We start from the raw sequence: 13,422 nt of genomic DNA, 5'->3' as shown, positions 1-13,422 counted from the left end.
GTGTTCGGCTACGTCGTGCGGGAGGCGGTCACCAACGTGCTGCGGCACTCCGACGCCGAACTGTGCACCGTCCGCATCGGGCCCGACTGGGTCGAGGCCACCGACAACGGCGGTTACACCGGCGGGGCGCGCGCCGGCAACGGACTCACCGGCCTCACCGAACGGCTTGCCGCCGTGTCGGACACCCTTGAACACGGACCCACCCCCGGCGACGGGTTCCGGGTCCTCGCCCCGCGGGCCCGACCCGGCGAACCACCTCGCACCATCACAGGAAGGCGAGCCGACATGATCCGCGTCCTGCTGGCCGACGACCAGGCACTCGTACGCGGCGCCCTCGCGGCCGTGCTCCTCCTCGAACCCGACATCGACGTGGTCGCCGAGATCGGCACCGGCACCGAGGTGTTGGCCGCCGCGCAGCGGACTACGCCCGACATTGCGCTGCTCGACGTAACAGATGCTCGGCCGGGACGGCCTGACCGTCGCCGCCGAGCTCCAACAGGCGTTGCCCGGCTGCCGCACCATCATCTGCACGACCTTCAGCCGGCCCGGCTACCTCTCGCGGGCGATGGCCGCGCCCGCGGCCGGCTGCGTCGTGAAGGACTCCCCGTCCGAACAACTGGTTGACGCGATCCGCCGCGTCCACGCCGGCCTGCGCTTCGTGGATCCGGCGCTGGCCGCGGAAGCACTGGCCGGCGGCGCGAGCCCACTGACCGGCCGCGAGGCGGACGTGCTGCGCGTCATCAAGCAGCACAACAACGGCCTCAAGGCGACCGGCTACCCGACGGTCTGACACGCACAGCCCGACGGGAGCGGCCCGTCCGATCGCAGGAGTGGATCCGAGGCGACTGCGTACGCAGTGAGGGACTGGTGGAATCCACCAGTCCCTCACATCAAGTAGCGGGGACAGGATTTGAACCTGCGACCTCTGGGTTATGAGCCCAGCGAGCTACCGAGCTGCTCCACCCCGCGACGGCACGCTGAACTCTACGTCACTGTCCCGGATCAGCCGAATCGGTTGTCGTTCCAGCTCGCTGGCGCCCCCCTTTGCGCCACCGCATCCACGCCCAGCCGGTGAGACGAGCCATCAAGGCTCTGGCTCTGCGCGGCGTAAGTCAGGGTCGGGAAGGCCGCTCTCCTCGGAGGTGGCGCGTGCGAGGGCGGCCCAGTCATGCGGCTCACTAGCATTCGACCCGTCGAGTGAGCTGGGGCCGACCGTCTGCGCGTCACACGCTTGCTGCCAGGCGGAATCCCCGGGGTAGAGCTCGGTGCGGAGGTAGGCCCAGGTGAGCCGCTGGACCGCGGTGACTCGCTCGGGGTTCTCGTCCGTGGTCTCGGCGGCGTCGCATCCGGAAACCCCGCCGAGCCCGTGCTCTGCGCCGAACAGGGTGATCAGGGACTTGGGGCCGGGGGAGAGGACGTACGGATCGGTGTGCCAGCCGGTGCCGCGAACCGTCAGGTGGGGAGAGGGGTCCTTGTCGCCGGCGACCACGAGCGCGGGTGTCGTCATCGCGGAGAAGTCCGTGGTCAGGAAGAACCAGTAGCTCTCGGCCACGAACTCAGTGAGGGCATCGCCGCCTCTGCCGGGCGCGGCGAGCAGGACACCCGCCTTGATGCGGGGCTCGGCCAGGTTCGCTTCCGTTCCGTCGCGGGGATCGGTGAGCCGGGCGCCCAGCAGCAGGCCGGCGGTGTGCCCGCCCATCGAGTGCCCGGCTACAGCGACCCTCACAGACCACAGAGCAATACTCCCCCCGATTTTTTGGCCCACGCCTCCGTACAGCTCTGGACCAACAACCTGCCTCTCACCTGCATAGATCGCTCTCCGAACCGCCCCGCAGCCCACCAACTGTCGAACTCGGGATGGCGCCAGCTACGGAATGACTCCCACCGTAATTTCCCAGCCATACGCCGATTGGAATTCAGCCAACGCCACATGTGGCCTAAACAAGTTCGAACATTCTTCTTGTGATTGACGTCGACTCGGTACTTGGGCAGCCTTCGGTGACCCAGTCGGCGATCGGAAGATGGTGTTCAAGTGGCCAATGGAAACGGTAACTCTGCAGGCGAACCGTATGTCATTCGCGGCCGGGGCGAGGACAAGGCTCCGGAAAATTCCTTCTGTCTGTTCGCCGACGTGAACTTCAACGTGGGGGGACCGCGCGACAAGATCCTCGTCATTCCCGCCAACGGAACGGCAAACAATTTCAGCGACTACGGCTTCAACCAGAGCGACGACGGCGTGAGCAGCGTCGTCAACAACACCGGAAAGAACAACATTCTCTTCACCCGGACCAACCAGGGCGGTTCGCAGCTACCCGTGGCCGCTAACTCGGTGATTGCAGACCTGACCAAGATCCCGCTCTCGGAGAGCCCGACCCACACGTGGAACGACCAGGCCCAGTCGGCTCTCGCGGCTGCCAAGCCCGTCCCGCTCCCGGTCTTCACCGAGCCCAAGGCCGGCGCGCAGACCCAGAACCGGCGGCAGGCAGTACGCGGCAGTACCACCCCCGACGCGCAGCAGGTGCTGCTCTACGAAGGGGCCAAGCAGCTGGGCACGTGCCCGGTCAAGGACAGCACGTGGGAGTACACGCCGGACACCGACTGGCCGCTCGGGCAGCGCGACCTCTCGGCCATGGCCGTGCGGGACAACGTGACGTCCGGCAAGGCATACCTGCGCTTCTACGTCACCCTGCCGACTCCCGTCGTGGACATCCGCTCTCCCAAGGAGGGTGCCAAGGTGGACACCGGCGTCTCCGTCGACGGCGTCGCGTTCAACGCCGACACGGTGACGCTCACCGAAGGAGGTAAGGAGATCGGCACCGCCGAGGTGACCACAAACGTGTGGAGTTGCATCCCACAGGGCGCCTGGAGCCTCGGCAAGCACAGCGTGACAGCCAAGGCCGTGCGCGGCGCTCAGGAGTCGGACCCCGACACGGTGAATTTCACTGCGGCCGACCCGGACCTCAGGGTCGAGTGCAAGTTCAACTCCAGCTGGGAGGACGGGGAGACCCACAAGTACATCTACTCCTACGACATCACCATGCACGCCGGAGAAACGGCTGTTAAGCACTGGAATCTCGGCTTCGGACAGCTCCCCGACGGATCGGTTCTGGCAAAGCAGTTCGTCGCCATCTTCTGGGGGATGATCATCGAGGACGGTTCCCACGGCGAGGTTCTCCTCGGCTCCCCGCCCGAGGGTGTCCACATCGTCCCTGCCAAGGGCCATCTGACCATTACTGTGCAGGTGTTGGTCCCGAAGAAGGACGACGCGTACAAGAAGCTCTACGGCCTCTTCGCGAAGTCGCTCGCGTAGTAGCCGCCCGCGTCCAAAGGCCCGGCGGACCCTACCGGGCCTTCTTTCTCGGGTAGGTCCGCCACGAGGGCACTTGAACGCCAACGCCGCCTGGCTGCCCCTGTGGGCCATCAGCCACAACCTGCTGCGTAGCGCCGGAGCACTGGCCTCCGTCTTCCACGCCAAGGCCACCACCGTCACCCTCCGCGCGCACCTGATCCACGTTCCCGCCCGTCTCGCGCGATCCGCCCGACGTCTTACCTGCACCTGCCGGAAGGCTGGTCCTGGCGCGATGTGTTCACTGAACTGTTCACCGCCACCCACGCACCCGCTACAGGGTGACCGACCTGACCATCCCGCCCACGAGCGCCCGACCGGAACCTATGTGGAAAAGCTGGGCAGACCAGCGGACACCGCATGGCCTCCGACCAGCCATCACCCCGAAAACACAGAAACAGCCACGTCAGAACCCGGCCGGTGAATCGAGGCTAAGCAGAGCAGGGAGCGCCGGGGCGGTTTCTGATTCTCGGACCGGCGCTTCCTGCCCGAGGTTCGTCGCCGGACTTCAATGTCAGAGGAGTCCCGGCCAGCTCACGACGCCGTCCTCCGATCGGCTCCGGGGGGTGAACAACAATCGGTGCTGCCATACAGGCAGGATCCGTCTGGGGCGATCCGCTCGCATGCCAACGGGTATGAGGAAGGCCCCTCACTCTGTGAAGGGCCTTCCGATGTTTGAGTAGATCAGTGGGCCTTGGCGTACGCCTCGCGTACCTCGGCCGGGACTCGGCCGCGGGCCGATACGTCGTAGCCGGCCTCCTTGGCCCAGGCCCGGACGGCGGCGCTGTCCTCACGGCTGACAGCCGCTGCCTTGCGGGCCTTGCCGCCGGTCTTGCGGATCCGGCGTCCTACGTTGGTGAAGGGCGCCATTGCTTCCAGCAACTGGTCGTAGCTGTCGGGAGCCAAATCAATTTCGTACTCCACGCCATCCAAGGAGAGGACGTGCGTCGTGGCCTCTGAGCTTTCCTCGCCCGTGAGGTCATCGGTGTAGATAGTTACAACTTTCTGGGCCATGCGGCGATTGTATGAGCTGGCAGGAGGCGCTATCTGCCCCCGCGCGGACCTCTGGGAGAATCAAGCATGGGCATGACGAGGGAAGGGCTCGCTGAGGCTACACGGCTGGCGTCGACGCGCGCACTTTCCGAGGATCTACACCGCGCGGTTCATGGTCGCTTTCGAGCTGATCACCCCACATTGACTCATGCCCCGCACCCCACGGATCCGGCGGAGACATGGTGCATGGCGCTGCTACCCGACGGCCCGTGCGTCGCGCTTGCTGGTCACCAGGATGTCGAGGACGTGGCCGTCTTGGTCCACCGCGCGCCACAGGCAGCGCATCACGTTGACCTTGATGAACACCTCGTCCAGGTGCCACTTGTCACCCGGGCGGTACTGCCGGCGGCGCAGCTGTTCGGCGTAGGCAGGGCCGAAGGTGGCGCACCAGGCCCGGACGGTCTCGTACGAGACCGTGATGCCGCGCTCGAAGAGGGGAGCTTGTTGACAGCGCCCATCGGAGTGATGTACCAACTCGCCTCTGGGGTCTGGGTGTTGATCTCGGTCGCGCTGCCACGAGGTCATCTCGAGGGCGTCCAGGACGAGCTGCGTCTCCTTCGATGTGGCTGCTGAAGAAACCGCTGAGTTGGGATGTGGGAGGTTAGAGGGATGGTCATCGTCTGACCTGTGGCTCACTATGCGTGTTCGGGTAGTCCGCTGCGTCTTCGTGTAGTACGTCGCGGAGGTTTGCATGATCGTTTCCTATTGGTTTCCCAGTTTCCCGCCTGATCGGGCCGGGAGGCGGGAAACGCGAGCGAGGCTGTTACCGGGGCCGGAGATCAGCAACCTTCTCCAGCTACCTGCCCTCACCGCCGCGCTGACGGACACTCATGCAAGTTCGAGGCTAACGACGTGGCGCACACCCGGGCCCTCTGCCGCCCCTGAACGCCCCGGACTTTCCCGCGGTGGCGCTACTGCAGGAATCCCGCCGAAAGTCAAAGTTCTTCACCGGAGTGCAAACGACACTGAACTGATGTCGAGTCAATGAGGTGTTGCGGCCCGGGCACAAGTGACGCGTCGGGCGTGGCCAGGCCTGATCTCGCGATGGGGTGTTGTCAACGGTGTGATCCGAAATTTCGGCGCATGTGGCGCGCGTGGCCTACGTCGCCGTGAGTGACCTGACAGATGGAGAGCACGGCTCCGACTGCCATCGTTTGTTTATGTCTCTTTCTCGGCTGTCGGAGTATGGTCCGTCTTGGTCGGGCCGCCAGGGATCGGCATGATGGGTGCGTCCACGGTAAGCACCATTTCGAACATCGGTCGACTCGTTGTTCGACCGATTCCCGAGGCCTCGCGTTTCGCTGTGGGGCGCCAGAACGGAGACAGCAGTGAAAAGCAACACCGAGCCGTACAAAGAGATTGTGACGCAGGGCCTCGGCAGCCCCTATGGGCTCGCCATCGATGGCGCCGACAATGTCGCCTACGTGTGCTCGCGGGGCTCTCTCGTCAAGGTCGACCTCAAGAGCGGGAGCTCGAAGGCCGTTGCCGACGGATTAGGTGACCCGCACACCGTCGTTCTAGACGGCCACGGCAACGCGTACACCCCGGACGTCGATTCCGGCGGCAGGCTTCACAAGGTCGACCTCGGAAGTGGCAGCAAGGTCGCCATCGGCCCGACAGACCGGGCGGAGTCGATGGGTGTCGCGATGAACTCGCAGAAGAGCACCCTCTACCTCCTGGCCAGCGAGAGTGGCCCGCTGTACAAGCTCACCCCCGAGGGCACGGTCATCAAGAGCTATTCCGTCCCCTCCGGTACATACCACAGCGTGGCAATCGACAAGGACGAGAAGTACGCCTACGTGGTGCGGGACTACCAGACCATCCTCCAGGTCGACCTGGCGGGCGGTGCGACTTCCGACCTCGCGACCGGCTTCTCGCATCTGTACGACCTCGCCCTCGTCGAAGGCGACGCGCTCTTCGCCCCCGACGCTGCGACCGGGATCCTCTGGCGGGTCGACCTGAAGACGAAGAGCAAGGAACAGGTCGTATCTGAACTCGGCGATACGCACGGAACGGCCTCATGGGGCAAGGACGCTTTCGTCACCAACTCGAACGAGGGAAAGCTTTTCCGCGTCAAGAATGCCTTCTCGCCGGTGAAGCCGCCGGTCGTGACGGAGCCGACCGACGGCGCGAGGGTGTATCCGCAGCAGCACCTCAAGGGCACGGTGACCGACGCCGACAAGGTCGTGGCACGGGAAGGGGGCAAGGAAATCGGCTCAGTCGTGCCGACCGGCAAGGAATGGACACTAAATCCTGATAGGGACTGGTCGCTGGGGAAGCACGAAGTCGAGGTGTTCGCCCGCAAGGGAAAGGATGAGTCGATCTCGGTCGTCGTGCACTTCGACGTGGTCCCCGCACCGGTGCTGCCCCCGGTCATCACCGACCCGAAAGAGAAGGAAACGGTCGGCCTGCGCCAGCAGATCAAGGGAACTGCCGCCAGCGCCGACCAAGTCACTCTGACCGATTTCGGCAAGGGCCTTGGCCCCGCCCGGCTCATCGGAAGAGACTGGGCGTACACCCCCGTCCAGGAGTGGTCCATGGGTGCGCACGAGATCCACGCAGTGGCCCACAAGGGTGGCCAGGAGTCCCCGGACGCCGTCGTCCACTTCACGGTGACCGACCCGAATCTCACGGTGTCCCAGAAGCTCATGAGCCACTGGAAAAAGGCCTGGGACAAGCCGCAGTATATTTACTCCTTCGAACTGGCCATCAACGCCAAGAAGGACCGCACCGTCAAGTGGACCCTCAGTTTCGGCGTGGAAAAGGACGTGACGGTCGACCCGGACTGGGCCAAGAGTTTCTGGGCGCAGATCGTGAAGGACGGATCCGACGGCACAGTTGAAATCCAGAACAGCGACCCCACACACACCATCGACCCCAACAAACCTCTACCCATCGACATCCAGCTCTTGTGCCCGGGTGAGGGCCCTTCCTACGGAACCGTTTACAACCCCGTCGCTCACCGAAATGAGTAGGGAGGCCGGGTAGATCGCACACGCGGGCCCACTGCCGCCGACTCGGCAGTGGGCCCGTCGCGCAGCGGACACACCTACTACTCCAGTCGCAGTTCGCTATCACTGCTGGTCAGGAGCCCCTTACGCGGACATCGACACGAACACCAGGGATGCCCCGATATCGACGCCGGCCGCACGCGCGCTCCCTGGGTGGGCTCCAACCGTGGCCACACACGCCAGCTGGGCGCCCTGGGACCAGTACCGCACCACCACGGACGACAATTCGATGCCGCCGAGAACGTCCTCGAGTTCGTCGGGCATTCGCACCCCAAGGGCGTCGCACAGGTCCGCCGGCGACAGACCTTCCCCCTCCTCCGCCTGCCACTGCACCACCAGGCCCCACCCGCGAGCATGATCGCGCTCGAAGGTGCCGCTCAGCTGCATGCCCGTCCCGGTTCCTGTCAACTGCAGCTGAACGGACACCCGGAAGGTGCTCCCGACGGTGGTGTAGGTGACGCCCAGCGACAACACGGCCGGCGTCTGCCCCAGAGGGAAATCGAACACCGCATCGAATGCGAAAGTGCGCTGCTGTGCGCCTCCGCTGCCCGTGGTCTCGATGGTGACGGCCAGGTGCTCAATGGTCACCCCCTTCAGGGCATCGGGCAGGTCCTTTTTCCAGGCGCTGCTCACCCAGGTCGAAAAGTCGGCGAAGGAGATGTTGTCCGCGCTCCCGCACTGGCGGATGAAGTCGCCTTTCTGGTACACCACCGAAAGCTTGACATCCGTGCTTCCGATCTTCAGGTCCCCATACGGATCCGACGTGGCTTCAGGCATGTTGGGCCACCTTCGAGGATGATCCGGGCATCGGCCCTGTCCCGGCCGACGCCCTTGTTAGTAGGGCTGCTGCACGAAGTGGCAGTAGTGGTCGGGCGTAAACCAGGCCTCATCAGCCTGCACGTCGTACACGAGCCGCTCGACGCCCCTGGGGACCCACCGGTTGTTGCGACCCCACACGTGCACGTCGTACTCGTCGTATGCGTGTCCAGCCGGGAAGTAGGGGGCGAAGTTCGTGACAGCCGGCCCTGCCGCGGTGGCGTTCCCGCAGTAGCCCGGCACGTTCCGCATCGAGTTGAAGGGCCCCTTGTAGGCGATCCACCACTGGCCCTGAGCATGGGTCTCCGGATTAGCCCCGTTGAAGAAGTAACGCCAGTAGCCCGGCGCAGGGATCGGAATGGCCGGTTCGGGCCATCCCGTGGTGCCGTGGTTGAGCCTATAGCCGAGGGGAGCCTGCGAGTGGTCCCAGTTAGGTCCTGCGACGCGCGTGGCTGCTGTGACGCCCCGCCACCAGGCGGCCATGTTCTGCACGTACGCTGGCGCGACATAGTTGGGGAAGGGGGCCGAGCGAGGGGCCGGCGCCCGCAGTCCTGCCGGGCCCGCCGCAGGCGTTGCCGACGTCGCGGACCCGGCGCACACGAGTACGGCGGCCAGGGCCGCTACACCCAGAGACCGTCGCCTTCCCGACCGGCGTCGGTCCGGGCTGCGCAACCGCAGGGGCATCGTCATCACCTTCTCGGCACCGTTCGGGCAGGGCCGTGGCGCGCGGCGGCGATGCGCCGGTGCGGCCTCACGTGCCTCGAGCCGGGCTAGTCGCATATGAAACACAATCGGTTGCTCCCTATTAGTTGAGTGGTCGCTGAATGGCGGGCAGGCGGGACGGTATTGCGTCGGCCGCGCCCGCCCGTACGGGTGGAGTCCGGTTCGCGCGGGCGTTGGCATGTAGGGACGCGGGCTTGGGCGGCCGTCTGGCAGAGGTCGACCAGATTGGCTGTTCGCGGCCGCGTGGGGCTCAGGGTCTCGCGGCGCCAGGAAGTTGACGTTCCGTCACGCTTCACCAGAATCTTGCCTGAACCGTCCACAGAGGCCTCATCAATGCCTTGGCGCTCACAGATCCGGATGATCCGGTGGGTGTGGGCGGCGGTGAGGCCATGGGCACGGCCGGGCAGTGCGGGTGAGATCCACAGCAGCCGCCCGGCCGAGTCGGCCGCCACCTGCGTGTTCGCCCTGTGCTGACGGTGCTTGTCGGAGTAGGCGGCCCGGCTGTTGCCGGTCCGGCCGCACTCCGCCAGGGTGCTGTCGAGCAGGACGGTGACGGTTGCGATGTAGGCGTGTGCGGTGCCCGTGGAGATGGGCTCGTGATCAGGTTCTGCCATGGGTGGGCGTAGGGGGGCGTGGGTGGTCTGGTGTCTTGGGCGGGGTGGGTTTGAGTTGGAGGTAGCCGGTGTGGGCGTGGGGGAGGGGGCCGGGGGCTTGGTCGGTGGGTGGGGGTGGGGTGAGGGGGTGGTCTTCCCAGTCGGGTGTGGTGGGAGGGGAGCCGGGTGTGGTGGGAGGGGCGGGTTGGGTCCAGGCCCAGGTGCCGTGGTCTGTGCCGAGGAGGGGGGTGAGCATGGCGAGAGGGGCTGGGGGGGCGGTTGGAAGGGTGGGCGTTTTGGGGGTGGGGGCTGGTGGGATGAGGACGGGGCCGAGAGGGAGTGCGGGTTCGATGGTGCTCAGGGCCTGGTCGATGAGGGCGTGGGGGAGGGTCAGTTGGGTGACGGGAAGGATGTCGGTGATCGCGGTGATGGGGTTGTGGGGGGTTACGAGAAGTGTGATGTGGGTGTCCGTGGGGCTGTTGCCGGTGGGGTCCTGGGGGGTGAGGGTGATGTCGGTGTCGTTGTTGATGGGTTGGGTGTAGCTGCCGCCGGCGTAGGGGTCGGGGGTGCGGAAGTGCCGCCAGGTGGTGTCGTGGGGAAGGAAGTAGCCGAGGACGCCGTCGTTGGTGAGGCGGGGGTCGCCCAGGCGGACGGGCCAGGAGGCGGTGGGGGCCGGGCCGCCGTCGGCGAGGGCCTTGGGGGTGGTGTCGGGCAGGGGCGGGCCGTCGAGTTCAAGCCGCAGGCGGGTGGTGACCAGGGCGCAGGGGCGGCCGATGAGGAGGGCGAGGGGTCGACTGTCGGGGCCTTGGGGGCTGGGTGGGGTGATGCGGGCCAGGCTTTTGTCGAGGGAGTGGAAGAGTTCGGCCAGTGGGCTGAGGTCGTTGGCGGGGGTGGTGCTCTGGGAGGGGGAGAGCGGGATGAGGAATGAGGCGAGCTGGCGGTGGGCCTCCTTGAAGCCGTCGTCGTGGGGGGTCTGATAGCGAGAGTGGGGCAGGGGGCGGATACGGGCGTGAGTTGGGTCTTTGGCGAGGTAGTGGAGGTCGAAGAGGGGTTTTCCTTCGGGTGTGTAGCACAGGAGGGAGAGGCGGTCGCCGAAGCGGGTGGGGAGGAGCCAGCCGTGGACGGGGTTGCCGGTCTGGGCGATGGGGAGTTCGGGCAGGGGGGTGCCGGTGGGACTGTCGAGGTAGTCGAAGCGCAGGCGGCCGCCTTGGTGTAGACGGGGTGACAGGTCTGCCTGGGTGGTCGGGTTGGGGATGCCCTCGTAGCTGATGGTGTCCGGGTGGACCTGCATGGAGTCGGTCCAGACACCGTAGTCGGCGACGCGAGTGTGGGTGCGGCCGTAGGTGTCGATGATGGTGAGGCCGGTCAGTTGGACCTGTGCCGCGCGTGCGGGTGGGAAAATTCCGTCGCCCAGGGCAGCTTTGTCACTGGCGGCGTCGCCCACGATGTTCTGGGCGTCGAGGGGTAGGTGGGGGATGTTCGCAGTCAGGACGGGCGGCTCGGGGGTGAAGTAGCCGTCGGCCGGCTCGGGGTCGTAGGTGAGGTCGTCGGTTCCGTCGGGGGCTTGGACGCTGCGGGTTCGCAGGGGGATGTCGTTCTTGCGGTTGGCCAGTGTTTCGTTGAGGCCGACGAGGGTGAAGGACAGGGCGTTGAGGGTTTCGGCCTCGTGCTTGTGCAGCTTGTCGACCAGTCTGCTGCAGACTTTGTATGCCTCGCTTTCGGGGGTGAGGACGCTTTGGGCGTGTTGGAGGCGGTAGCGGGTGTGGGCGGCGAGGAGGGGGAGAAGGAAGCCGTAGCCGGAGAGTTTCCTGCACTTGGCTCTGTCCGTGATCTTTTTGACGTTCTTTTTGTGGGTGTACCGCGCGGGTGTGGTGCCCTGGGCGTCGGTGAACTCGTAGTGGGAGGTGGCGCCGGTGGCCGGTGTGGGGTACAAGTTGGCGCTCCATCTCACCAGTACCGGCTTCCACGGCTGATGCCACCAGTCGAGGTAGGGGTGTGGGCCCACAAGCTTGGTGAGGTGGTCGGCGGTGGCCTTGCTGCGTGGTGGGGTCTGGCTGGTGGGGGTGTGGGGCTGAACGATGGCGCGGGCGCCTTCGGCGAGGGTGTGGAACTCGTGCAGCAGGGCGGGCAGATGGATGGTGGCCAGGGGGGAGAGGTCACCGCGGAGTCTGGTCTGCTCGTCTTGGGAGAGCGGGGACCAGTCCGTGCCGGGGGGCAGGGTGGGGCGGACGGGGAGGGGGCCGCCGAGGTGGCCGTCGTGTTCGGGGGTGCGCTTTTTGTCCAGGAGCCGGCCCAGGGCGATGACGGGGTTGCCGCTTTGCCGGAAGGGGGGCAGTGGAGCACGTTGCAGGGTGTACTGCTGGGGGTTGATGTCGTGCTGGGTCTGCCAGGCGTTGACGGCCTTGGCGAGGTCCTCGGGGGTGTTGCCAGAGGGGATCTTCCCGGTGAGGTCCTTCAGCGTGGTATGGCAGTCGTGGATCTGCCGGGCCAGGTTCTGCATCGCGGTGCACTGGTCGCCGGTCGGTTTCTTGGGTTCGTCAGCGCCGGGGTTGCTGGTGATCCACCACAGTCCTTTGAGGCGGGTGGTGAGATCGGTGAGGGTACGTGCGGCACGGTCGTAGGTGTCCTGTGCGGTGTTGAGGTCTTTCAGGGCGTTGATTTGAGGCTTGGTGGGGGCCGGGGGCGGGGGTGAGACGGGGGAGGCTGCCAGCTGCCAGCGGTGGCTTCCCGGGTGGTGGGTGAAGGTGAAGTCGTGGCGGGTGTAGTCCAGTGCGTGGTCGGCGGCCGGTTCGAGGGTGTGGTCGGGCAGGGAGGGCCGCGGTGGGGCATCGAGCAGGTTGTACTCGACCAGTTCGAACATGGCTTCCTCGAGCGGGTCGAGCTGGCCCTCGTATCTCAGGAGGGCGGTGAGGGCCTCGACGGAGGAGTGGCCCAGGGCGGGCGTCACCTCGCCCGGCGAGGGCCGGCCCTCCAGATCCAGCGGGATCGGGTGACCTTTCCCGTCTAGGTCAGGGCTCAGATAGGGGTTGACCGATAACTTGTCGTTCCAGGGCATCCCCACGACTGCGCCGATGTAGAGGGTGCCTGTGACGTCGGGGAGTTCGGTGCCTGCGGGGAGGGTCCAGCCGAGTGCGTCGAGCGTCGTCTGCAGCCGTTCCTTGGGGGTGGTGAGCAGCAGGTCGGTGGCGGGAGCGGTGTACCAGCCGGCCACCAGGTAGTTGACGGTGATCTCGTTTCCGTTCAGCGCCGAGGGGGGAGGCTGAACCGCTTGGAGCCATTCCTTCTTGTCGTGGAAGGAGAGGATGTTCTGGTTGTAGGGCTGATAGCTGACGAACATCGGCATGCCGGAGCTGTCCGCAGTCAGCGGGATCTCGTTCTTCGGAGCAGGGACGGTACCCGTGCCGTCCAGGGGGATGACCTGACCGTACGACACCGTGGTGGGGAAACCGCCTTCGTCTTCTGCGGGAGCACCGGGCAGAAACGCCGCCGCGTAATCCACTTCATTGGCCTCGTCCTTGTTCTCCACCCCGGTGCGGATGAGCCAGGCCCGGACTTCCGGTTTCGGGGCGGGAGTGTCGGGCAGGGTGGGAAAACTGTGGCGCACGATCAGCCATCGGTTGGGCAGGTGCGGGAAACGCAGCCCACCGGGGGTGGCGGGATCGGGCCGTCCGGTGCGCAGCGCCGCCGGCAGTTCCCACTGCAGGCACACCCCGCGGAAAGCATCAGTCACCGGGCTGTGGGACTCGGGCTGGCCATGGGACTTCAGCTGGGAGAAATCGGGCTGGTGAAAACGCTCGGGGGGAGGGTCCATCGTGGTGTCGTTGGCCATCAGGGCGTCAACGGCCAGGGGGACGACGAGTGGGCGGGTGCCGGCGGACAC

8 protein-coding genes, 1 tRNA gene and 3 pseudogenes are annotated in these 13,422 nt (G+C 66.2%); 4 read left to right on the top strand and 8 right to left on the bottom strand.

Annotation, left to right across the window (positions count from 1 at the left end; translation table 11 throughout):
• Together ACRAS8_RS03300 and ACRAS8_RS03295 are read left to right on the top strand one after the other, a co-directional pair.
• Nucleotides 1–624: a hypothetical protein gene (locus tag ACRAS8_RS03300; protein ID WP_438484233.1), complete on the top strand. Its 624-nt coding sequence runs from the start codon at nucleotides 1–3 to the stop codon at nucleotides 622–624.
• A complete protein-coding gene (locus ACRAS8_RS03295) occupies nucleotides 593–790 on the top strand; it encodes a hypothetical protein (protein ID WP_438484232.1) in 198 nt (65 codons plus the stop codon). Before ACRAS8_RS03300 ends, ACRAS8_RS03295 begins: the two co-directional genes overlap by 32 nt.
• Before the next feature lie 105 nt (nucleotides 791–895).
• Here ACRAS8_RS03295 and ACRAS8_RS03290 read toward each other — a convergent pair.
• Both ACRAS8_RS03290 and ACRAS8_RS03285 read right to left on the bottom strand, forming a co-directional pair.
• A tRNA-Met gene (locus ACRAS8_RS03290) sits at nucleotides 896–969 on the bottom strand.
• 244 nt (nucleotides 970–1,213) lie between these two features.
• Nucleotides 1,214–1,723, bottom strand: a pseudogene (locus ACRAS8_RS03285) (alpha/beta hydrolase family protein); the annotation flags it as partial.
• Between the two features lie 309 nt (nucleotides 1,724–2,032).
• Between ACRAS8_RS03285 and ACRAS8_RS03280 the strand changes: the two are divergent.
• On the top strand, nucleotides 2,033–3,310 hold the full coding sequence (locus ACRAS8_RS03280; RefSeq protein ID WP_438484231.1) for a hypothetical protein: 1,278 nt from the start codon (nucleotides 2,033–2,035) through the stop codon (nucleotides 3,308–3,310).
• 720 nt (nucleotides 3,311–4,030) lie between these two features.
• On the opposite strand, the gene ACRAS8_RS03275 is transcribed toward ACRAS8_RS03280, so the two are convergent.
• Nucleotides 4,031–4,360, bottom strand: coding sequence for a histone-like nucleoid-structuring protein Lsr2 (locus tag ACRAS8_RS03275; protein WP_438484230.1), 330 nt, complete (start codon nucleotides 4,358–4,360; stop codon nucleotides 4,031–4,033).
• Between the two features lie 243 nt (nucleotides 4,361–4,603).
• Nucleotides 4,604–4,834 (bottom strand): annotated as a pseudogene (locus ACRAS8_RS03270) (DDE-type integrase/transposase/recombinase); the annotation flags it as partial.
• Between the two features lie 893 nt (nucleotides 4,835–5,727).
• Here ACRAS8_RS03270 and ACRAS8_RS03265 point away from each other — a divergent pair.
• Nucleotides 5,728–7,374, top strand: coding sequence for a hypothetical protein (locus ACRAS8_RS03265; protein ID WP_438484229.1), 1,647 nt, complete (start codon nucleotides 5,728–5,730; stop codon nucleotides 7,372–7,374).
• Nucleotides 7,375–7,494: 120 nt separating this feature from the next.
• On the opposite strand, the gene ACRAS8_RS03260 is transcribed toward ACRAS8_RS03265, so the two are convergent.
• The 4 genes and pseudogenes from ACRAS8_RS03260 to ACRAS8_RS03245 all read right to left on the bottom strand — a co-directional run bounded on the left by ACRAS8_RS03260 (nucleotide 7,495) and on the right by ACRAS8_RS03245 (nucleotide 13,422).
• Nucleotides 7,495–8,187, bottom strand: coding sequence for a hypothetical protein (locus ACRAS8_RS03260; protein WP_438484228.1), 693 nt, complete (start codon nucleotides 8,185–8,187; stop codon nucleotides 7,495–7,497).
• Nucleotides 8,188–8,244: 57 nt separating this feature from the next.
• Nucleotides 8,245–8,718: a hypothetical protein gene (locus ACRAS8_RS03255; protein WP_438484227.1), complete on the bottom strand. Its 474-nt coding sequence runs from the start codon at nucleotides 8,716–8,718 to the stop codon at nucleotides 8,245–8,247.
• Nucleotides 8,719–9,281: 563 nt separating this feature from the next.
• Nucleotides 9,282–9,539, bottom strand: a pseudogene (locus tag ACRAS8_RS03250) (transposase family protein); the annotation flags it as partial.
• Between the two features lie 10 nt (nucleotides 9,540–9,549).
• A complete protein-coding gene (locus tag ACRAS8_RS03245) occupies nucleotides 9,550–13,422 on the bottom strand; it encodes a hypothetical protein (RefSeq protein WP_438484226.1) in 3,873 nt (1,290 codons plus the stop codon).

This window comes from Streptomyces sp. S186, assembly GCF_051603415.1.
Lineage (GTDB): Bacteria > Actinomycetota > Actinomycetes > Streptomycetales > Streptomycetaceae > Streptomyces.
The sequence above is the reverse complement of the archived record's forward strand: the minus strand, read 5'-3'. Positions and strand labels throughout refer to the sequence as shown.

Excerpts from the sequence above, each read along its gene's own strand:
- ACRAS8_RS03275 (WP_438484230.1), bottom strand. The coding sequence starts at position 4,360 with ATGGCCCAGAAAGTTGTAACTATCTACACCGATGACCTCACGGGCGAG.
- ACRAS8_RS03260 (WP_438484228.1), bottom strand. The coding sequence starts at position 8,187 with ATGCCTGAAGCCACGTCGGATCCGTATGGGGACCTGAAGATCGGAAGC.